The organism is Pseudomonas sp. RW10S2 (assembly GCF_014268985.1).
In the GTDB taxonomy this organism is placed as follows: domain Bacteria; phylum Pseudomonadota; class Gammaproteobacteria; order Pseudomonadales; family Pseudomonadaceae; genus Aquipseudomonas; species Aquipseudomonas wayambapalatensis.
Window position 1 is genome coordinate 1 of the sequence record NZ_JABWRO010000002.1, and the last position, 20,768, is coordinate 20,768.

Annotated in this window: 17 protein-coding genes and 1 pseudogene; 14 read left to right on the top strand and 4 right to left on the bottom strand. The window is 65.2% G+C overall.

What is annotated here, in order from left to right:
* Positions 1–60 precede the first annotated feature (60 nt).
* Positions 61–906, top strand: coding sequence for a xanthine dehydrogenase accessory protein XdhC (xdhC, locus tag HU729_RS00800; protein WP_186707887.1), 846 nt, complete (start codon positions 61–63; stop codon positions 904–906).
* A gap of 10 nt (positions 907–916) precedes the next feature.
* Entirely contained in the window at positions 917–2,221 is a 1,305-nt protein-coding gene (gene guaD, locus HU729_RS00805) for a guanine deaminase (RefSeq protein ID WP_054893626.1), read from the top strand.
* A gap of 201 nt (positions 2,222–2,422) precedes the next feature.
* On the opposite strand, the gene HU729_RS00810 is transcribed toward guaD, so the two are convergent.
* On the bottom strand, positions 2,423–3,178 hold the full coding sequence (locus HU729_RS00810; protein WP_186707889.1) for a GntR family transcriptional regulator: 756 nt from the start codon (positions 3,176–3,178) through the stop codon (positions 2,423–2,425).
* Between the two features lie 383 nt (positions 3,179–3,561).
* Between HU729_RS00810 and HU729_RS00815 the strand changes: the two genes are divergently transcribed.
* The 12 genes and pseudogenes from HU729_RS00815 to HU729_RS00870 all read left to right on the top strand — a co-directional run.
* The gene (locus HU729_RS00815) at positions 3,562–4,881 is read left to right on the top strand and encodes an NCS2 family permease (protein ID WP_189662270.1); all 1,320 of its coding nucleotides are present in this window, start codon (positions 3,562–3,564) and stop codon (positions 4,879–4,881) included.
* A gap of 159 nt (positions 4,882–5,040) precedes the next feature.
* Positions 5,041–6,000 (top strand): MoxR family ATPase, encoded by a 960-nt coding sequence (locus HU729_RS00820; RefSeq protein WP_186666748.1) that lies wholly within the window; start codon positions 5,041–5,043, stop codon positions 5,998–6,000.
* A 5-nt stretch (positions 6,001–6,005) separates the two neighbouring features.
* Complete coding sequence (locus tag HU729_RS00825) at positions 6,006–6,947, top strand: DUF58 domain-containing protein (RefSeq protein WP_186666749.1); 942 nt, start codon at positions 6,006–6,008, stop codon at positions 6,945–6,947.
* Complete coding sequence (locus HU729_RS00830) at positions 6,944–7,438, top strand: DUF4381 domain-containing protein (protein ID WP_063543917.1); 495 nt, start codon at positions 6,944–6,946, stop codon at positions 7,436–7,438. Before HU729_RS00825 ends, HU729_RS00830 begins: the two co-directional genes overlap by 4 nt.
* Positions 7,431–8,507, top strand: a complete 1,077-nt coding sequence (locus tag HU729_RS00835) for a VWA domain-containing protein (protein WP_186666750.1) — start codon at positions 7,431–7,433, stop codon at positions 8,505–8,507. The genes HU729_RS00830 and HU729_RS00835 overlap by 8 nt, the downstream gene beginning before the upstream one ends.
* Positions 8,504–10,228, top strand: a complete 1,725-nt coding sequence (locus HU729_RS00840; RefSeq protein WP_186707892.1) for a VWA domain-containing protein — start codon at positions 8,504–8,506, stop codon at positions 10,226–10,228. The genes HU729_RS00835 and HU729_RS00840 overlap by 4 nt, the downstream gene beginning before the upstream one ends.
* Positions 10,225–11,850, top strand: coding sequence for a BatD family protein (locus HU729_RS00845; RefSeq protein WP_186707894.1), 1,626 nt, complete (start codon positions 10,225–10,227; stop codon positions 11,848–11,850). The genes HU729_RS00840 and HU729_RS00845 overlap by 4 nt, the downstream gene beginning before the upstream one ends.
* A gap of 446 nt (positions 11,851–12,296) precedes the next feature.
* Positions 12,297–13,532: an exonuclease SbcCD subunit D C-terminal domain-containing protein gene (locus tag HU729_RS00850; protein ID WP_186707896.1), complete on the top strand. Its 1,236-nt coding sequence runs from the start codon at positions 12,297–12,299 to the stop codon at positions 13,530–13,532.
* The gene (locus HU729_RS00855) at positions 13,529–17,173 is read left to right on the top strand and encodes an AAA family ATPase (protein ID WP_186707898.1); all 3,645 of its coding nucleotides are present in this window, start codon (positions 13,529–13,531) and stop codon (positions 17,171–17,173) included. Before HU729_RS00850 ends, HU729_RS00855 begins: the two co-directional genes overlap by 4 nt.
* Positions 17,170–17,763 (top strand): glutathione S-transferase N-terminal domain-containing protein, encoded by a 594-nt coding sequence (locus HU729_RS00860; RefSeq protein ID WP_186707900.1) that lies wholly within the window; start codon positions 17,170–17,172, stop codon positions 17,761–17,763. The genes HU729_RS00855 and HU729_RS00860 overlap by 4 nt, the downstream gene beginning before the upstream one ends.
* Positions 17,764–17,966: 203 nt before the next feature.
* Positions 17,967–18,704 carry a hypothetical protein gene (locus HU729_RS00865; RefSeq protein ID WP_186707902.1) on the top strand — a complete coding sequence of 246 codons (738 nt, stop codon included), beginning with the start codon at positions 17,967–17,969 and terminating at the stop codon, positions 18,702–18,704.
* Positions 18,705–18,749: 45 nt separating this feature from the next.
* A pseudogene (locus HU729_RS00870) lies at positions 18,750–18,890 on the top strand (glutathione S-transferase); the annotation flags it as partial.
* A 126-nt stretch (positions 18,891–19,016) separates the two neighbouring features.
* Here the strand turns inward: HU729_RS00870 and HU729_RS00875 are convergent.
* The 3 genes from HU729_RS00875 to HU729_RS00885 all read right to left on the bottom strand — a co-directional run bounded on the left by HU729_RS00875 (position 19,017) and on the right by HU729_RS00885 (position 20,704).
* Positions 19,017–19,196: a hypothetical protein gene (locus HU729_RS00875; protein WP_186666757.1), complete on the bottom strand. Its 180-nt coding sequence runs from the start codon at positions 19,194–19,196 to the stop codon at positions 19,017–19,019.
* Between the two features lie 121 nt (positions 19,197–19,317).
* Positions 19,318–20,448 carry a lactonase family protein gene (locus HU729_RS00880; protein ID WP_186707904.1) on the bottom strand — a complete coding sequence of 377 codons (1,131 nt, stop codon included), beginning with the start codon at positions 20,446–20,448 and terminating at the stop codon, positions 19,318–19,320.
* A complete protein-coding gene (locus HU729_RS00885) occupies positions 20,414–20,704 on the bottom strand; it encodes a DUF5629 family protein (RefSeq protein WP_186666759.1) in 291 nt (96 codons plus the stop codon). Before HU729_RS00885 ends, HU729_RS00880 begins: the two co-directional genes overlap by 35 nt.
* Positions 20,705–20,768: the final 64 nt, after the last annotated feature.

Here is a 20,768-nt window from a genome sequence, read left to right on the forward strand (position 1 = left end):
CCTCTTCGCGGGCAAGCCCGCTCCTACAGGGTCCTCAGCATGGTTTAGAGAGGCTACATCATGCACCAATGGATCAATGCCCTCGCCGACCATCAGTCCCGCGGCGAACCCTGCATCCTGGTGACCATCATCGAGGAGCGCGGCTCCACGCCACGCAACGCGGGGTCGAAGATGGTGGTCAGCGCCAGCAGCCTGTTCGACACCATCGGTGGCGGACACCTGGAGTTCAAGGCCCTGCACATCGCCCGGCAGATGCTCGCCGAGCAGCGCAGCACACCGCATCTGGAGCGCTTCAGCCTGGGCGCGAGCCTGGGCCAGTGCTGCGGCGGCGTCACGGTGCTGTTGTTCGAACCCATGTCGCCGGTGCAGGCGCAGGTCGCGGTGTTCGGCGCGGGCCATGTCGGCCGGGCTCTGGTACCCTTGCTCGCCGCGCTGCCCTGCCGGGTGCGCTGGATCGATTCGCGCGAGCAGGAATTCCCACCGCTTGTCCCCCACGGGGTGACCAAGGTGGTCAGCGAAGAGCCGGTCGACGAAGTGGCCGAACTGCCGCCAGGCAGCTACTGCATCGTCATGACCCACAATCACCAGCTCGACCTGGAGCTGACCGCCGCCATCCTCAAGCGCAACGACTTCACCTGGTTCGGCCTGATCGGCTCGAAGACCAAACGGGTCAAGTTCGAACACCGCCTGCGCGAGCGCGGCTACGACGATGCCGTGCTGGCACGCATGCGCTGCCCCATGGGCCTGCCGGAGGTCAAGGGCAAGCTGCCCATCGAGATCGCGGTGTCCATTGCCGGCGAAATCATCGCCACCTACAACGCCTGCTTCGGCCAGCATGACGCTGGCGCCAATGCAGGCCCCATTGCCCAGTTGCTGCCGCCCTCCCGGCGCAGCCAAGCCATTTGACGAGCGCTTTATGACCGCAACCCGCAAAGCCTACCGAGCCGCCATCCTGCACAGCATTGCCGACCCTGCCGAGGTTGGCCTGGAGGCCTCCCACGAATACTACGAAGACGGCCTGCTGGTGGTCGACGAAGGCCGCATCAGCGCCCTGGGACACGCCACCGACCTGCTGCCGACCCTCGACGCCGATATCGAAGTGGTGCACTACCAGGACGCCCTGATCACCCCAGGCTTCATCGACACCCATATCCATTTCCCGCAGACCGGCATGATCGGCTCCTACGGCGAGCAACTGCTGGACTGGCTGAACACCTACACCTTCCCTTGCGAAAAGCAGTTCGCCGACAAGGCTCATGCCGACAAGGTGGCGAAGATCTTCCTGCAGGAACTGCTGCGCAACGGCACCACCACCGCGCTGGTGTTCGGCAGCGTGCACCCGGAGTCGGTCAACGCCCTGTTCGAGGAGGCCGAGCGCCTGGACCTGCGCCTGATCGCCGGCAAGGTGATGATGGACCGCAACGCCCCCGACTACCTGACCGACACCGCCGAATCGAGCTACAGCGAGAGCAAGGCGCTGATCCAGCGCTGGCATGGCAAGGCTCGCCTGCACTATGCGGTGACGCCGCGCTTCGCGCCCACCAGCACGCCTGAACAGCTGGCCATGGCCGGACAATTGCTCAAGGAACATCCGGGCGTGTACCTGCACACCCACCTGTCGGAGAACCTCAAGGAGATCGACTGGGTCAAGGAGCTGTTCCCCGAACGCAAGGGCTACCTGGACGTCTACGACCACTTCGAACTGCTGGGCGAGCGCTCGGTGTTCGCCCACGGCGTGCACCTGTGCGACGAGGAATGCCAGCGCCTGGCCGAGACCGGCTCGGCCGTGGCCTTCTGCCCGACGTCCAACCTGTTCCTGGGCAGCGGCCTGTTCAACCTGCCCCAGGCCGAGCGTTTCAAGGTCAATGTCGGGCTGGGCACCGACGTGGGTGCCGGAACCAGTTTCTCGCTGCTCAACACACTGAACGAGGCGTACAAGGTGATGCAGCTGCAGGGCGCGCGCCTGCACCCGTACAAGTCGCTGTACCTGGCCACCCTCGGTGGAGCCCGCGCCCTGCGCCTGGACGACCGCATCGGCAGCCTGCGCGCCGGCAACGATGCCGATTTCGTGGTGCTCGACTACAAGGCCACGCCGCTGCTGGACTACCGCATCCAGCAATCCAACAGCATCGAGGAGACCTTGTTCGTGCTGACCACCCTGGGCGATGACCGTACCGTGCGCGAGACCTTCGCCGCGGGGCGCTCGGTACATCGGCGCTGATGCACAAAGGGCCGCTGCGCGGCCCATCGCGGGACGAGCCCGCTCCTACAGAGAAAGCACCGGGCCCGAGGGATGTGCTGTACCTGAACTGCCGCAAAGGTTGGATTCATGTCCAACTTGGCAGCAGTCCATACCTGTGGGAGCGGGCTGGTCCCGCGATGGGCTGCACAGCAGCCCTCGGTCATTCATTCAGGCAAACGATCAACCCTTGGCGGCAGCCTTGGGTTTTTTCAGCAGGTGCGAGAACACCGCATGCAGGTCGTCCGATGCGCTGTCTTCGTCAAGGTTGAGCTTGCTGTCGATATGATCCATGTGATGCATCATCAGGCTCACCGCCTGCTCGGCATCCCGCGCCTCGATGGCGTCGATCAGTTGCATGTGCTCGTCGTACGAGCAATGCGAGCGGTTGCCGCTTTCGTACTGGGCGATGATCAACGACGTTTGCGACACCAGGCTGCGCTGGAAGCTGACCAGCGGCGCATTGCCGGCCGCCTCGGCCAGCTTGAGGTGGAACTCGCCGGAAAGGCGGATGCCAGCGCCACGGTCGCCACGCGAGAAGCTGTCGCGCTCATCGCGGACCATCTGGCGCAGCTCGTTGAGTTGCTCGTCGGTGGCATGCTGCACCGCAAGCTCGGTGATGGCGCGCTCGACCATGCGCCGGGAGAAGAACACCTGGCGCGCCTCCTCCACGGTGGGGCTGGCCACGACCGCGCCACGGTTGGGGCGCAGCAGCACCACGCTTTCATGGGCCAGACGCGACAAGGCGCGACGGATGATGGTGCGGCTGACGCCGAAGATCTCGCCCAGCGCTTCCTCACTCAACTTGGTGCCCGGCGCCAGGCGCTGTTCGAGGATGGCCTCGAAAATGTGCGCATAGACGATGTCGTCCTGGGTACCGCTGCGGCCGGCCTTGGCTGTGCGCGCAGGTTTCTTCAGAGGTTGCAGCTGTTCGTTCATGGGCACTCGAGCACAAGGGATCGGCCAGTGGAACCTCGACTGTAATACCTGTCAGAGGGTGGCTGGCAAGTCCTGGGGTGAAAAAAGGGATCAAGGTATCTGCGCATTGTACACAGGCTGAGCCGTTTCTGCAGGTGGCCAATTCCCATATAGCTGCGTTGACGCAGATTGTGCGCACAAAAGATAAAACATTATTTGCATTCTTTGTACACAAAAGCATAATCCACCGAGCAACTTCTTGACCCATAAGTCAACAAAACCGTCAGACGTCTGCCACCCCCTCGCGGAGCCGCCAAGTGCATGCGCAGGACCAAGGCTCCAGAACAACAAGAAAGACTTGAGGAGTACTCGCTGTGGAAAGCCGCAAATCCGAAGCCCCAACGCTGGATCTCGCTGCGTCGCCCCGACCGGGATGGCTGGAGCGGATCTTCAAACTCCGGCACCACGGCACGACCGTCAGGACCGAAATGATCGCCGGGATGACCACCTTCATCACCATGGCCTACATCATCTTCGTCAACCCCAACATCATGGCCGACGCTGGCATCGATCACGGTGCCGCCTTCGTCGCCACCTGCATCGCCGCCGCCCTGGGCTGTCTGCTGATGGGCCTGTACGCCAACTGGCCAGTGGGCCTGGCGCCCGGCATGGGGCTCAACGCCTTCTTCACCTACACCGTGGTCGGCACCATGGGCTACACCTGGGAGGCGGCGCTGGGCGCCGTGTTCGTCTCCGGCGCGCTGTTCATGTTGCTGACCCTGTCACGGGTGCGCGAGTGGCTGCTCAACAGCATTCCGGTGAGCCTGCGCCATGCCATGGGTGCCGGGGTCGGACTGTTCCTCGGGCTGATCGGCCTGAAGACCGCCGGCATCATCGTCGACAGCCCGGCGACGCTGATCAAGCTGGGCTCGCTGCATGAACCCGGACCGCTGCTGGCGGCCGTGTGCTTCCTGATGATCGCGGTGCTGAGCTACCACCGAGTGTTCGGTGCCATTCTCATCAGCATCATCGCCGTGACCCTGGCCGGCTGGGGCCTGGGCCTGGTGCAGTATGGCGGGGTGTTCTCGCTGCCACCGAGCCTGGCACCGACCTGGATGGCCATGGACGTGGCCGGCGTCTTCAACGTCAGCATGATCAGCGTGGTACTGGCCTTCCTGTTCGTGCATATGTTCGACACCGCCGGCACCCTGATGGGCGTGGCGCAGCGGGCGAACCTGGTGGCCCCGGACGGGCGTATCGAGAACCTGTCGCGCGCCCTGAAGGCCGACAGCGCCTCCAGCGTGTTCGGCGCCGCAGTGGGCGTACCGCCGGTGACCAGCTACGTGGAAAGTGCCGCCGGGGTTGCCGCGGGCGGGCGCACCGGCCTGACGGCGGTGGTGGTCGGCCTGCTGTTCGTCGCGGCGATGTTCTTCGCCCCGCTGGCCGGGATGATCCCCGCCTATGCCACGGCCGGCGCGCTGATCTACGTGGCGATGCTGATGATGGGCAGCATGGCGCACATCAACTGGGACGAGGCGACCGACAGCATCCCGGCGATCGTCACCGCGATCATGATGCCGCTGACCTTTTCGGTGGCCGACGGCATCGCCCTGGGCTTCATCAGTTACGTCGTGCTCAAGGCCGGGACCGGCAAGTACAAGGAAATTTCCGCAAGCCTGTGGGTGCTGTGCGTGATCTTCATCGCCAAGTTCGTGTTCCTCTGACACGTCGCCGGGCCCGCAACGGGCCCGGACCACCCCGGCCGTCAGGATTTTTTCTGACACCCAATTGGTCGCCGCCCCCCTGGATGGATTAAAGTATCACCCCCTGCCCGGCAACCGCCCTCCCCCAAGCGCCCGGCCCATTTCCAGGAACCGCCGACGATGGAACACCGTGAAGCGCTGATCGCGCTGCGCACCTTTCTCTCCTCCCAGATCCTTGGCCAGGAGAAGCTGGTCGACCGCCTGCTGATCGTCCTGCTCGCCGACGGGCACATGCTGGTCGAGGGCGCACCGGGCCTGGCCAAGACCAAGGCCATCAAGGAGTTGGCCGAGGGCATCGAGGCGCAATTCCACCGTATCCAGTTCACCCCCGACCTGCTGCCGGCCGATATCACCGGCACCGAGATCTATCGCCCGGAAACCGGCAGCTTCGTGTTCCAGCAAGGGCCGATCTTCCACAACCTGGTCCTGGCAGACGAGATCAACCGCGCCCCGGCCAAGGTGCAATCGGCCCTGCTCGAGGCCATGGCCGAGCGCCAGGTCAGCGTGGGCCGCAGCACCTACGAGCTGTCGCCGCTGTTCCTGGTCATGGCCACGCAGAACCCGATCGAGCAGGAAGGCACCTACCCGCTGCCCGAAGCGCAACTCGACCGTTTCCTCATGCACGTGAAAATCGGCTTCCCCGACGCGGCCGTCGAACGTCGCATTCTCCAGCAGGCCCGTGGCGAAGCGCTGGGCGGCGAGGTCAAGCCGGAGCGCCAGGTCAGTCAGCAGGCGATCTTCGCCGCACGCAAGGAAATCCTCGGCCTGTACATGGCCGATGCCGTGGAGGAATACCTGGTGCAACTGGTCATGGCCACGCGCACCCCGGCCAAGTTCGACGGCGAACTGGCCGACTGGATCGCCTACGGCGCCAGCCCCCGTGGCTCGATCGCCCTGGACCGCTGCGCACGTGCCCATGCCTGGCTGGCCGGGCGCGACTTCGTCAGCCCGGAAGATATCCAGGCCGTGCTGTTCGACGTGCTGCGCCACCGTGTCATCCTGTCGTTCGAAGCCGAAGCTGCGGGCATCGACCAGGACCGGGTGGTGCAGCGTATCCTCGACGTCGTCGCCGTCGCCTGACCCGCATGCCCGCCACGCACCTCGCCGAACCCGGCATCCGCATCGGCCTGGCCGAGCTGATCGACATGCGCCACCGCGTGCGCGAGATCCAGCTGTTCTCCCGGCCCGGCCAGCGCAGCCCGCTGGTGGGCCTGCACCACTCCAAGCTGCGCGGACGTGGGGTCGACTTCGACCAGGTGCGCGTGTACCAGGCCGGCGACGACGTGCGCAACATCGACTGGCGTGTCACCGCACGCACCCAAGAGCCCCACACCAAGCTCTTCCATGAAGAGCGCGAACGGCCGATCTTCATCATGGTCGAGCAGAGCCAGCGCCTGTTCTTCGGCTCGGGCCTGATGTTCAAGTCGGTGCTCGCGGCCCAGGCTGCGGCGCTGTTCGGCTGGGCGGCGCTGGGCCATAACGATCGCATCGGCGGGCTGGTGTTCGGCGACAACGAACACCACGAGATCAAGCCCCGACGCAGCAAGCAGAGCCTGCTGCAACTGCTCAACCGCCTGGCCAAGGTCAACCAGTCGCTGCACACCGAAGCGCTACCCCAATCCGACAGCCTGGGCCTGGCACTGCGCCGCGCGCGCGAAGTGCTGCGCCCCGGCAGCCTGGCCATCGTCATCTGCGACGAACGCGCACTCACCCCAGCCGTCGAACAGCACCTGGCGATGCTCTCACGCCACTGCGACGTGCTGCTGATGCCGGTCTCCGACCCGCTCGACCACGCGCTGCCCGCCGCCGGCCTGCTACGCTTCGCCCAACGCGGCGCGCACCTGGAGCTCGACACCCTGGACGCCAACCTGCGCCAGCTCTATCGCCAACAGGCCGAAGCACGCATCGAACGCTGGGAACTGCTGGCGCAGAAAATGCGCGTGGTGCTGATGCCGTTGAGCACCCAGAGCGAAATGATCGAGCAGTTGCGCGAGTACCTCAACCAGCGTCCGGGAAGCGGCCAATGAACCCGCTCGACCAGTTGCAACCGCTGATCGCCCCGCCGGCCATCGGTCTGTGGCCACCGGCGCCGGGCTGGTGGCTGCTGCTGGCCCTGCTGCCGCTGCTCGGCTGGGGGCTGTGGCGCCTGCGCCGCTGGCGGCCAGGCCGACGCCAGGCGCCACCCGCCGAACAGCCGCTGGACCCGATCCGCGTCGAAGCCCTGGCCGAGCTCGCCCGCCTGCCGCGCCCCTACGACGGCGCACCGGCCGGGGCCTGGTTGCAGCAGATCAATGCCCTGCTCAAACGCCTGTGCCGCAATCACTACCCTGGTGCCAACAGCCACACGCTCAACGGCCGTCAATGGCTGGCGTTTCTCGACAACCGCTGCCCGGCTGCCGGCCTGACCCGCTGGATGGTACTGGTCGAAGGGGCCTACAAGCCCGAGTGCAAGCTCGACGACAAGGCCATCGCCGGGCTCGCCCAGGCGGTCGAGACCTGGATTCGCAAACATGTTTGACCTGGCCTGGCCGTGGATCTTCGCCCTGCTGCCGCTGCCCTGGCTGATGCGCCTGCTGCTGCCTGCCGCCGACAGTGGCGAGCCGGTGCTCAAAGTGGGCTTTCTCGATGAGCTCGAAGGCCTTGCCGGGCGCCGCGCCCGCCTCAACCTGCCAACCTGGCGCCAGCAGGCGCCCTTCGTGGTGATCTGGCTGCTTCTGCTATTGGCGGCCGCCCGGCCGCAGTGGTTGGGCGATCCGGTACCGATCGCGGCAAGCGGCCGCGACCTGCTGGTGGCGGTGGACGTGTCGGGCTCGATGGACTTCCCCGACATGCAGTGGAAGGGCGACGAAATCAGTCGCCTCGACCTGGTCAAGGCGCTGCTCGGCGATTTTCTCCAGGACCGCGAGGGCGACCGGGTCGGGCTGATCCTGTTCGGCAGCGAGGCTTATCTGCAGGCCCCGCTGACCTTCGACCGGCGCACCGTGCGTACCTTCCTCGACGAAGCGCAGATCGGCATCGCCGGCAAGAACACCGCCATCGGCGACGCCATCGGCCTTGCGGTCAAGCGTCTGCGTCAGCGCCCCGCACAGAGTCGGGTGCTGGTACTGGTGACCGATGGCGCCAACAACGGCGGGCAGATACACCCCCTGACGGCCGCGCGCCTGGCGGCCCAGGAAGACGTACGCATCTACACCATCGGCATCGGCGCCAACCCCGACGCCAGCGGCACCCCGGGGCTGCTCGGCCTGAATCCGAGCCTGGACCTGGACGAAGCCTCGCTCAAGGAAATCGCTGAACTCACCCATGGCGCCTATTTCCGCGCCCATGACGGTGCCGAGCTGAACAGCATCGGTGACACCCTCGACCAGCTCGAACCAGTAGCCCAGCAACCGACCCAGGCGCGCACTGCCAGGGAGCTGTATGCCTGGCCGATGGCCCTGGCGCTGCTGCTCAGCGTCCTGCTGGTGATCGCCGTGCAGTGGCCAGACAATCTGCTGCAACGCCTGCTGCGTCGACCACGCTTTCTGCAACCCCACCCCGAATGGCGCCAGCGCCTCAAGCGCCTACGCCTGAGGAGGCGGCGATGATCGAACTCTGGCCACAATGGCTGCGCCCGCTCTGGCTGCTGGTGGTGCCCCTGCTCGGCTGGCTGCTGTTCAAGCTCTGGCATCGACGCAAACGTGCCGGCCGCTGGCAGATGATTCTGCCGCAGCAGTTCCATGCAGTGTTGCTCGGAGGCGGCAATGGCAGCACCAGCAAGCTGCCGTGGATCGCCCTGGGCCTGGCCTGGCTGCTGGTGCTCCTGGCCCTGCTCGGGCCCAGTTGGCAGCGCCTGGAAGAAACCCGCCAGCGCCCGGCCGACCCGTTGGTGATCCTGCTCGAACTGACCCCGCAGATGCTCGCCGAGGACAGCCCGCCCAACCGTCTGGAACAGGCTCGGCGCAAGGTCCTCGATCTGCTCGAACACCGTCGCGAAAGCCAGACCGCGTTGATCGTCTATGCCGGCAGCGCGCATACCCTGGTGCCACTGTCGGATGACCTGGGCACCACACGCAACCTGCTCGAGGCAGTCGACCCCTCGATCATGCCACAGCCCGGCCATCGCGCCGATCTGGCAGTGCAAAAGGGCCTGGCACTGCTCGCTCAGAGCGGCCTGGGGCAAGGCCGCGTGCTGCTGATCGGTAGCTCGCTCAGCCAGCAGGAGCGCCAGGGTATCGTCCAGGCCCTGGGTCGCCAGGGCCCCTCTTTATTGATGCTCGGCGTCGGCACCGCCGAAGGTGCCCCCGTGCGCCAGGCCAGTGGCGAGTACCTCAAGGACGACCAGGGCGCCATCCTCGTACCACGCCTGGACAGCGCCGAGCTCAAGCGCTTCATCGTCGGCACGGGCGGACGCTACCGGCATGCCCGTATCGACGATCTCGACCTGCGCGGTCTGGGCCTGTTCGACTCCCCCCGCGCCCTGCGCAACGACGGCCAGACCCTGCAACTGGACAGTTGGGCCGACCAGGGCTACTGGCTGCTGCTGCCGCTGTTGCTGCTGGCCGCCTGCGCCGGACGCCGCGGCTGGCTGTTCTGCCTGCCGCTGCTATTTGCCCTGCCCCAACCAAGCCAGGCGTTCGAATTCCAGGACCTCTGGCGTCGCCCCGATCAACAAGGCCAGTACCTGCTGCAACACCAGCGTCCCGCCGAAGCCGCCCAGCGCTTCGAGGATCCACAGTGGCGCGGCATGGCGCTGTACCAGGCAGGCGACTACACTGGCGCGGCCCAGGCATTCGCCCAGGGCAACAGCGCCGCGGCGCACTACAATCGAGGCAATGCCCTGGCCCGTGCCGGCGAACTGGATGCCGCCCTGGATGCCTACGAGCAGGCCCTGGAGCGCCAGCCCGACCTGCAACCGGCACTGGACAACCAGGCACTGGTGCAACAACAGCTGCAACAACGCGAGGCCAACGCCGAGCGAAAGCCGGACAACAGCGACGCGCAACCGACACCGAGCCGCGACACCGACGGCAACAGCAGCTCGGCTTCCAGCAGCGCCCAGGGCACGCCCGGCAACGACGAGCAGAGCCCAGCGCAGGACGGTGGCGACAGCACCCGCAACAGCAACAACCAGGCGTCGTCCGGCAACCAGGGCGGCGATGATGACAGCCTCACCCAGCCGCCGCAGCGGCCCACCTCGACCAGCCTCGACGCCGAACAGCGCCAGGCCCTGGAGCAGTGGTTGCGGGAAATTCCCGACAACCCGGCGCAACTGCTGCGACGCAAATTCTGGTACGAACAGCAATTGCATCAGGAACCCCAACGATGAGTCGCCTCGGCGCCTTCTTGCTCAGCCTTCTCTGGCTCACCCTGGCACAGGCCCAACCGGCGCTGCAGGCGAGCGTCGATCGCACCCGCGTGGAGGCCGGCGAAACCCTGGAACTCACGCTGGAAAGCCAGGATGTCACCGAGTTCGGCAAGCCCGATTTGCGCGCCCTGGAGGGCGACTTCGAAGTGCGCGGTACGCGCCAGCTCAATAGCCTGCATACCCTCGATGGCGAAACCCGGGCCAGCACGCGCTGGATCGTCACCCTGCTGCCCCGGCGTAGCGGCAACCTGCAGATCCCGGAGCTGCAACTGGGGCAGTCGCGCAGTCAGGCCATCGAGCTGCAAGTGGTGCAACCCGACCCCAATCGCCCGGACAGCGCCTCGCAGGTGTTCATCGAGGCAACCCTCGACAGCCCCGAAGTGTATGTCCAGGCCCAGGCCGTACTGACCCTGCGCATCTACCACTCGGTGTCGCTGTACGATGACAGCAGCCTGAGCCCGCTGCGGCTCGAAAACGCCAAGGTCGAGCCGCTGGGCGAGTCGCGCACCTACGAGAAAGAAATCAACGGCGTGCGCCATGGCGTGATCGAAACCCGCTACGCGCTTTACCCGCAACAGAGCGGCACACTGCTAGTGCCTCCCCTGACCTTCACCGCCACCGCTGCCGACAGCACAGAGCCGCCTGCCACAGGTGCTCGCAGCGGGCGCCAGGTGCAGGTCAGCTCACTGCCGCTGACCCTGCAGGTCAAGGCCATCCCTGCGGCCTGGCCTGCCGGTTTGACCTGGCTCCCGGCCCGCAGCCTCACCCTGGAGGAGCGTTGGAACCCCGACCCGACCCAGCAGCCGACGCAGATCGGCGATTCGCTGACACGCAGCACCACTCTGCGCGCCGAGGGGCTGCCCAGCACGCAGTTGCCACCGTTGCCGGCCACCGAGGTCACTGGCCTGCGCCGCTACCCGGACCAACCACTGCTGCGCAACGAGATCAACGAGCGCGGCATGACCGCCAATCGTGAAGAGCGCGAAGCGTTGGTGCCGATCCACAGTGGCAACCTGATGCTGCCTGCGCTGGAAGTCACCTGGTGGAACACCCTCGAAGATCATCTGGAGCACAGCAGCCTCCCGGCCCGAAGCATCAAGGTTGACGATAACCCCGCGCTGAGTGCCGACACGCCGGTGGGTGACGTTGCCAGCGGCGCCAATCCATTGTGGCCCTGGCAACTGGCGACGCTGGTCCTGGCACTGACCACGCTGCTCGGCTTTGCCCTGTGGTGGCGCGCCCGTTCGCAGCCTGCGGTGCTACGGGCGGCACAAAGCGGCCCAAGCCCCCGCACCTTGCTCGACGACCTCAAGCGCGCGACCCTCGCCAACGATCCCCAGGCCACGCGCCAGGCGCTGGACGCCTGGGCGCGCCAACAACCGGAGACGCTGGCAGAGATGGCGGCGCGCTTCGTGCCCTTGTCCAACGCCCTCGACGGCCTCAATGGCGCGCTCTACAGCGAGTCGGGCCAGCATTGGCAGGGCGAGGAGCTGTGGCGCGCGATTGGGAATATTCCTTCGGTGCAGCAGGGGTTGCCTGTGGGTGCAGATGGTGGGAGTTTGCCGCCGCTTTATCCCAAGTGATTTTTTCAGGTGCTCGTCGAAAGATTTTTGGGGCCTATGAGATCGAGCGCCGCCCGCGCGGCGCTTCGCGGGCAAGCCCGCTCCTACGTTTGTTTCGGGCCAGTGAGTCCTGTGGCATTTTCGCGCGCCCCCTTTGGCGCACGGCGCGGTACCGAGTCGTACACACCAGGCGGTCGCGCGCCTATGGCACAGGCATAACTGGCCCGAAACAAACGTAGGAGCGGGCTTGCCCGCGAAGCGCCGCGCGGGCGGCGCTCGATCTCATAGGCACCCAAAATCTTTCGGCAAGCACCTGTCAGCCTCTACACAACCACTTCGCCTGACGACTTCGGCAGCAACAGCAAAGCGAACCTCCACAGCCACTTGGGTTACCATACCCGCCCTCCGAGACCCCATCTCAAGCGCAGCCCCGACCGGTCGCTTGATTCGACACCAACAGGTCCTCCATGCGTCTGTTTCACACCTCCGACTGGCACCTGGGCCAGAGCCTCCACGGCCAGGAACGCGACTTCGAACACGCCTGCTTCCTCGACTGGCTGCTCGGCCAGCTACGCCTGCGCCAACCCGACGCGCTGCTGATCGCCGGGGATATCTTCGACACGGTCAACCCACCGGTCAAAGCCCAGGAGCGCCTCTACGACTTCATCGTCCAGGCCCACGAACAGCAGCCCAAGCTGGACATCGTGATGATCGCCGGCAACCACGACTCCGGCTCGCGCATCGAATTGCCCGCCGCCCTGATGCGCCGCCTGCGCACCCACGCCCTGGGCCGGGTGCACTGGCTGGACGAAGGCCAGCTCGACGCCGAGCGCCTGCTGATCCCGCTGACCAACGCCCGCGGCAAGGTCTGTGCCTGGTGCCTGGCCCTGCCCTTCCTGCGCCCGGCAGAAGTCACCGGTCCGCAACTGGGCGATGACTACCTGCAGGGCATCACCCAGGTGCACCAGCAGCTGATCGCCGCCGCCCTTGGCAAGCGCAAGAAGGACCAGGCGCTGATCGCCATCAGCCACGCCCACATGGCCGGTGGCTCGATTTCCGAAGACTCCGAGCGCAGCCTGATCATCGGCAACGCCGAAGCCCTGCCGGCGCGGTTGTTCGACAAGGCCATCAGCTACGTCGCCCTGGGCCACCTGCACAAGCCCCAGAAGGTCAACCGGGAGAACCGCATCCGCTACAGCGGCGCGCCTATCCCGCTGTCGTTCGCCGAGATCAACTATCCGCACCAGGTACTGGAGATCGAGCTGGACGGCACCGAGCTGCTCAGCGTCGAACCGCGCCTGGTACCTCGGGCCGTGGCCTTGCAGCGCATGGGCCCGGCACCGCTCGGCGAACTGCTCGAGCAGCTTGCCGACCTGCCGGTGATCGACCTTCTCGAAGACCCCAATCGCCAGCCATGGCTGGAAGTGCGGGTACGCCTGGACGAGCCGCAGCCCGACCTGCGCCAGCAGATAGAAAGCGCACTGCAGGGCAAGGCGGTGCGCCTGGTGCGCATCAGCGCCGAATATGCCGGGCGCAATGCTCAGGACGAGGACGAACAGGCCTTCGTCGAGCTGTCGCAGATGACCCCGCAGGACCTGTTCGGCCGCGCCTGGGAGCAGGCCTACGGCAGCCCCGTCGATGAACAGACCCTGAGCGACTTCGCCCTGCTGCTGCAGGACGTGCAACTGGAGGAGCAGCCATGAAGATCCTGGCCATCCGCCTGAAGAACCTTGCCTCCCTGGCCGGTCCCATCGATATCGACTTCACTGCCGAGCCCTTGGCCAGCGCCGGGTTGTTCGCCATCACCGGCCCGACCGGCGCCGGCAAGAGCACCCTGCTCGACGCCCTGTGCCTGGCGCTGTTCGGCACGGTGCCACGTCTGAACGAGATCGGCCGCGAAGCCAAGGTGCCGGACGCCGACGGCGAAATCCCCACCTCCGATCCGCGCAACCTGCTGCGCCGGGGCACCGGCAGCGGCTTTGCCGAGGTCGATTTCGTCGGCATCGATGGCAAGCGCTACCGCGCCCGCTGGGAGGCCAACCGCGCGCGTGACAAGGCCAACGGCAAATTGCAACACAGCCGCCAGAGCTTCTACGACCTGGACGGCGAACAACTGCTGGCCAGTGGCAAGAACGAATACAAGCAACTGGCCGAAGCCCGCCTGGGGCTGAATTTCGAGCAGTTCACCCGTGCGGTGATGCTGGCCCAGAGCGAGTTTGGAGCCTTCCTCAAGGCGGACGATCGCGAACGTAGCGAACTGCTGGAAAAGCTCACCAACACGGCCATCTATACCCGCCTGGGGCAGCGCGCCTTCACCCGCTCGCGCGAGGCCGCCGAGGCGCTCAAGGCACTTGAGGAGCGCGCCAGCCACTTGCTGCCGCTGGCCGCTGAGGCCCGTGCCGAACTTGACCAGCGCCTGGAGCAGGCGCAACAGCACTTCAAGGGCGAACAGGCGCGCGAGCGGCAGCTTGAACAACAGTGCATCTGGCTCAGCGAACAGCAGCGCCTGCTGGCCCAACACGCCGAAGCCAGTGAAGCGCTCAAGGCCGCCGAGCACACCAGCGCCCAGCTCAGCGAGCAGCGTATCGATTTGCAACGCCTGGAGCGCCTGGCCCCCCAGCGCCATCAGTTCCACCGCCAGTTGACCCTGGCCGCCCAGCTCACACCGCTGGCCGCCGAAATCGCCGAGCAGGTACGCCAGCAGACCGAACTGCACACCCGTATCGGCGAACTGGAGCAGGCGCAGCTCAGCGCACGCGATGCGCTCGCACAAAGCCAGGCGCAGCACAGCGAGAACGCCCCCCGCCTGCGGCAGGCCTTTGCCGCCCAGGACGGCCTCGCCCGCCTCGACCAGGACCTGGCGAAACAGCACTCGGCCTGCCAGCAGGCTGAGCAGGACCTTGCCGAAAGCCAGCAGCACCTGCAGCAGCTGGAACAGAACCAGCAGCGCAGCCTGGAACAACTGGCCCTGATCGACACCGCACTGGCCGACAGCCAACACCTGGCGGGCCTGGCCAATGCCTGGCAGGCCTACCTCCCGCAACTCAAGCAGGTGATGCTGATCGGCAGCCGCCTGGCCAAGGGTCGCGAAGAACTGCCAGGCTTGCAGGCACAGGCCAGCCAGGCCAATACCCAACTGCAAACCCAGCGCGACAGCTTCGAGTTGCTGTTCCGCGAAGCCAAGGCCGAGCCCCAGGCCCTGGCCGAACAGATCGACCTGCTCGGCGGCATGCTGCAGGACAACCGCAAGCAGCAGCGCGCAGTCGAGGAACTGTCGCGCCTGCACGGTCGCGAGATGGAACTGCGCCAGCAGCTCGACGCCCTGCGTGAGCGGCAGCAACAGGCCATGCAGCAGCGCCAGCAACTGATCGGCGAAGGCACATCGGCCAAGGCCAGGCTGGAAACGGCAGAACAGGCACTCGCCCTCACCCGCCAGTTGCTCGATCGCCAACGCCTGGCGCGCAACACCAGCGTCGAAGAATTGCGCGGCCAACTGCGCGACGGCGAACCCTGCCCGGTCTGCGGCAGCGCCGAGCATCCGTTCCACCAGCCCGAAGCGCTGCTGCAGAGCCTTGGCCGCCATGACCAGGCCGAAGAAGACGCCGCGCAGAAACAGGTCGAGACCCTCAACTGTCAACTGGTGGAACTGCGCACCCAATTGGGCGTGGTCAACGCCCAGCTCAAGGATTTCCAGCAGCAGCAACAGCAACTCGGCGAACAGTTGCAACCCTTGGTGGCACAGGTGCAGGCCCACAGTCTATGGCCAGCCCTGGCACCACAGGACGACAAGGCACGCAGCGTCTGGCTCGACAGCCAGCTGCGGCGCCTGGACGAGGAAATCGGCAAGGACGAGAAACGCCAGAGCGCCCTGCTCGCCCTGCAGAAGGACGCCGCCCGCCTCACCCAGCAGTTGCAGGCGGCACAAGAAGCCCAGCAACAGGCCCAGCGCCATCTGGACCAACAACACCAAGCCTTGGCCAACGACGAGCAGCAACTGGAGCAAGGGCTGAAGGACCTCGCCAGCGTGCTGCCGGGCGACGTGCTCAAGGCCCTGAGCGACGATCCGACCCACGCTTTCGTCGCCCTCGACCAGCAGATCAGCCAGCGCCTGCAGCAGCTCGAACAGCGCAAGGACGAACAGGAAGAACAGCAGGCGCGCCAACGCCAGTTGGACAAGCTGCGCGATCAGCATCAAGCACGGCTGGACACCCAGGAACAACTGCGCCAGCAACTCGCCGCCCTCGAGGCCCAGCGACAGCAGGCCCAGGCCGCGCTGGCCGAGTTGCTCGGCGAACAGCCCAGCGCCGAAGCCTGGCAACAGCATATGGATGCGCAACTGGAGCAGGCACGGGCGCTCGACGCCGATACCGCACAACACCTGCAGACGCTGCGCACCCAAGGCGTGCAGTTGGCCAGTGAGCTCAAGGCCAACGGCAATCGCCAGCAGGCACTGGAACAGGAACACCAGCAACTGCACGGCGACATCGCCCAATGGCGCGCCGAACACCCTGAACTGGACGACGTCGGCCTGGAGCGCCTGCTGGCCATCGATGAGGCCGCCGTCAGCGCGCTGCGCCAGCACCTGCAAGATGCCGACAAGGCCGTCGAGCAAGCGCAGGTGCTGTTGCACGAGCGCGAACAGCGTCTGCAACAGCACAGCGTCGAGTCCGCCGTCCAGGCTTCGGCCCAAGACCTGCAGCAGAGCCTTGACGAACTGCGCGAGCAACTGGCCATCCACGAACAGCACTGCGCCGAGCTGCGTGCCCAGCAGGCCGACGACCAGCGTCGCCAACAGGCGCACCAGGCACTCGCCGAGGACATCGACAAGGCCCGTGGCGAGCGCCAGCGCTGGGGTCGGCTCAATGACCTGATCGGCTCGGCCTCAGGCGATGTGTTCCGCAAGATCGCCCAAGGCTACAACCTCGACCTGCTACTGCACCACGCCAACAACCAGTTGCGCCAGCTGGCCCGGCGCTACCGCCTCAAACGCGGCGGCAGCGCCCTCGGCCTGCTGGTGCTGGATACCGAGATGGGCGATGAAATGCGCTCGGTGCACTCGCTGTCGGGCGGCGAGACCTTCCTGGTCTCGCTGGCATTGGCCTTGGGGCTGGCATCGATGGCCTCCAGCACCCTGCGCATCGAATCGCTGTTCATCGACGAAGGCTTCGGCAGCCTGGACCCCGAGTCACTGCAACTGGCCATGGATGCGCTCGACGGCCTGCAGGCCCAGGGTCGCAAGGTCGCGGTGATTTCCCACGTGCAGGAAATGCATGAGCGTATTCCGGTACAGATCCAGGTGCGTCGCCAGGGCAACGGCCTGAGCGATGTCGAGGTCTGCGGGTGATTCTCTATTCGTTCCGCCGTTGCCCCTGGGCCATGCGTGCGCGCCTGGCCCTGCGCTATGCAGGCTGTGACGTGGAAATTCGCGAGGTGTCGCTCAAGGACAAGCCGGCCGAGCTGCTGGCTCTGTCGCCCAAGGGTACGGTGCCGGTGCTCGATACCGGGGAGCGGGTGCTGGAAGAAAGTCTGGATATCATGCGCTGGGCACTGGCGCATGACGATCCGCAGGACTGGCGGCTGCTGGCCGATCCGCTGGCGGCTGAACGAGGCGAGGCGTTGATCGCGCGCAATGACCGGGATTTCAAGGCACAGGTCAACCTGTACAAGTACGCCGAGCGCTACCCGGAGCATTCACGCGAACACTACCGCCAGCAGGCCGAGGCCTGGCTGGCGGAGCTCGAAGGCCTGCTCGAGAACAGGCCTTTCCTGCTGGCAGACCACCCAAGCCTGGCCGATGCCGCGTTGCTGCCACTGCTGCGCCAGTTCGCCGGGGTCGAACCTCAGTGGTTCGCCGAGGCGGCTTATCCGCGGGTGCGGAGCTGGTTGCAGGGATGGCTGGACTCAAGCCTGTTCAAGGCAGTCATGGCTCGGTGAAACAACCTTTTCTGTGCCAGGTCGGACTTGTTTCCAGCCGTCCGGCGGCCTGAACCGATAGGGAATAAACCCATGTCAGTTCGGCACCGTCCAAGTTGACATGCCCATGACCTGTCATTTTTGCCAGTGGTCAATAACGCGCATAGAGCAGTAGATTCCTCGTAAACCGCATCAACATGCGGTGTTATCTGAGGATGGATCCGATGAAAAAACTACTCGCCAGCCTGGCACTTCTCGCTGCCACCAACGCTTGGGCAATGGATGCCAACGAAGAAGCCGGCCCATCACCCTCTGAATTTCCCACCGATTTCCTGGTGTATTCGGTGACTTGGCAACCCTCTTTCTGTGAAATGGAAAAACTCAGGAAGCCCCAGGACAAACGGGCTGCGGGTTGTGAGAACGCGCCACAGGCCTTCCTCACCCATGGAATCTGGCCTTACAGCAAAAGCATTGAGCCCAAGAACAATCGCCACCCACAATTCTGTGAGGCCCTGTCCAAATGTACGGGCAAGGAATGCACGATCTCCGACGAGCAGATGCAAGCAGTCCTGAAGATTCCCAAGCTGGCCAACATGGTCACGCAGCGACCAGAAGGTATGTTTCGCCATGAGTGGAGCAAGCATGGCAGTTGCTCGGGCCAGGAATTGCACAGCTATTTCGCGGACTTCGTGAATTTGCGCACCGTGGTGAAGTACGACCAATCCAAGTTCAATCAAATGATCGGGAAAGACACGCCTTTCGCCGAGATCAAATCCGCTTTCCCAGAGAACACCTCATTCCGCTGCTACCAAGAGCAGGGTAAGCAATACCTGCATGAAGTCTTCTACTTGATTGATCGCCAAGGAAACCCCTACAACGGCGAAAAGAACCTGCAAATCGGTGTCGCTTGCAACGACAAGGCACCTACCCATATTCCTGGCGGCAAGCCGCATGAAATCTGAAAGGTCTTTGCCAACGGCGAACACCTTTCACGCATTACTGGGCTGAACACCGCGTTGCTGCCATTGCTGCGCCAGTTCGCCGGGGTCGAACCTCAGTGGTTCGCCGAGGCGGCTTATCCGCGGGTGCGGAGCTGGTTGCAGGGATGGCTGGCATCGGACCTGTTCAAGGCGATCATGGTCCGCTGAAAAACCGATTGACCAGGTTCCTGTGGGAGTAGGCTTGCTCGCGAACACCGGCGGAGTCGGTGCCATGGCACCGTGGTGACTGCTTCGCCAGCAAGCCCGCTCCCACAAGAACCTGTCAGGGGTCGATCAGTTGCTGTGCTTGGCACTCAGGGCTGCGTGGAAGTGGGCACTCTGGCGCAGGTACTGCTCGGTGTAGCTGTGGGTTTCGGCAGCCTTGCTGCGGCTTTCCGACTGGGCATGGACCGGCAGCACGACGGAAGCGGAAATGGCGGAAGCGGCAATGACCGGGAAGAGATTGAAGTTCATCGGAGTGTCCTCGTCTTCGGTGTTTGACAGTGGCCCTCTTGGGCCTTGGGTCAAACTTACGCCGACGAGGCGCTTGGCTGAAATTCATTGCAGCAGTAGCGATTATCACGCCGATTGATAGTCAATCGAGAAACTTCAGGTCCGAAGGCGCGTCCTGGGGCAGTGTCTGCACCGTTTCGCCAAGCTTGCCAGTACGCGGATCGCAGCGCATGACCACGATCTGGTTGCTCTTCTGGTTGGCCACCAACAGGAAGTTGCCGCTTGGGTCCAGAGTGAATTCGCGTGGGTGATCGCCTTCCACCGAGCGACGCTGCAGCAAGGTCAACTGGCCGTCGTCCTTGCCCACGGCGTAGACCACGATCTGATTGGCGCTGCCGCGGTTGCTGACGTACAGGAAACGTCCGTCGGCGGACAAGTGCAGGCCACCCGCGGCCTTGGCGGCAGGATCGCTGCTGTCGGTCAACGGCAGGCGCTGACGCTCATGCAACGCACCGTCCAGAACATCGAAGGTCACCACCTCGGCACTCATTTCCAGCGTGAGGTAAGCATGCCGGCCCTTGGCATCGAACAGCAGGTGCCGTGGCCCGCTGCCTGGCGGCAAGCTGACGAATGCGGGTATCGCCGGGCTCAACGGCCGGTCGGCACTGGCGCCGTCGTAGCGGTAGATGAACACCTTGTCGGCCCCCAAGTCACTGGCATACAGGTGGCGGCCATCGGGCGACTGGACCACCGAATGCACATGAGCACCGGCCTGGCGCTCGGGGTTGACCTTGCTCGGGGCATGGCGCAACTGCTGTAGCGCCGCCTTGAGCTTGCCGTCACGCGCCACCGGGACCACCACCAGGCTACCGCCAGGATCGGGCGCCACGGCGTAATTGGCGACGAACAGGTAGCGCTGGTCGTGACTGAGGCTGGCGTGGGTCGGTTCGTCACCCAGGCTGGCGACCTGGTTCAGCGGCGTGATCTCGCCATTGGCACTCACCGCGAAGCTGCTGAGGTGCCCCATGGGCGTTTCGTTCACCGCGAACAGTTGCCGCTGGTCGGCCGACAGCACCAGCCACGACGGGCTGACAGCCTTGACCACCTGCCGGGCTGGCGTGGCGATCTGACCACTGCGCGGGTCGAATTGATAACGGTAGATGCCTTGGCTGGCACCCTCGGTGTAACTGCCGACCAGCAAGGTGGCAGCCTGGGTGTGGATCGACAGGCTCATCAGACTAGCGGTCAGCAGGCGCTTCCAGGTCAGCTTCATCTTCGTCATCTTCCGGGGCGCGAAACGCACTCATCAAGACTAGACGGTGTTCTGCTTGGGCGTCGTGGAGCAACCAATCGTTCCCTTCTGCGCGGGCGGCAGCCATTTGCTCGGGGGTGAAACTCCAGCGGCGCAACTGGCGGCCGTCCATGCATTCAATCATGAGGCCGGAAGTGTCGCAGGTGAACTCGAAGGCGTGCAGGCCATCGATCAGGAGCATGTCGCAGGTTTGCAGGGCGGTCGCGAGAGGGGGCATGGGGGCACCTTGGGCTAGGAAGGTGGCCATTATATCTTCGGATCACTTCTTCGGATCACTGCAA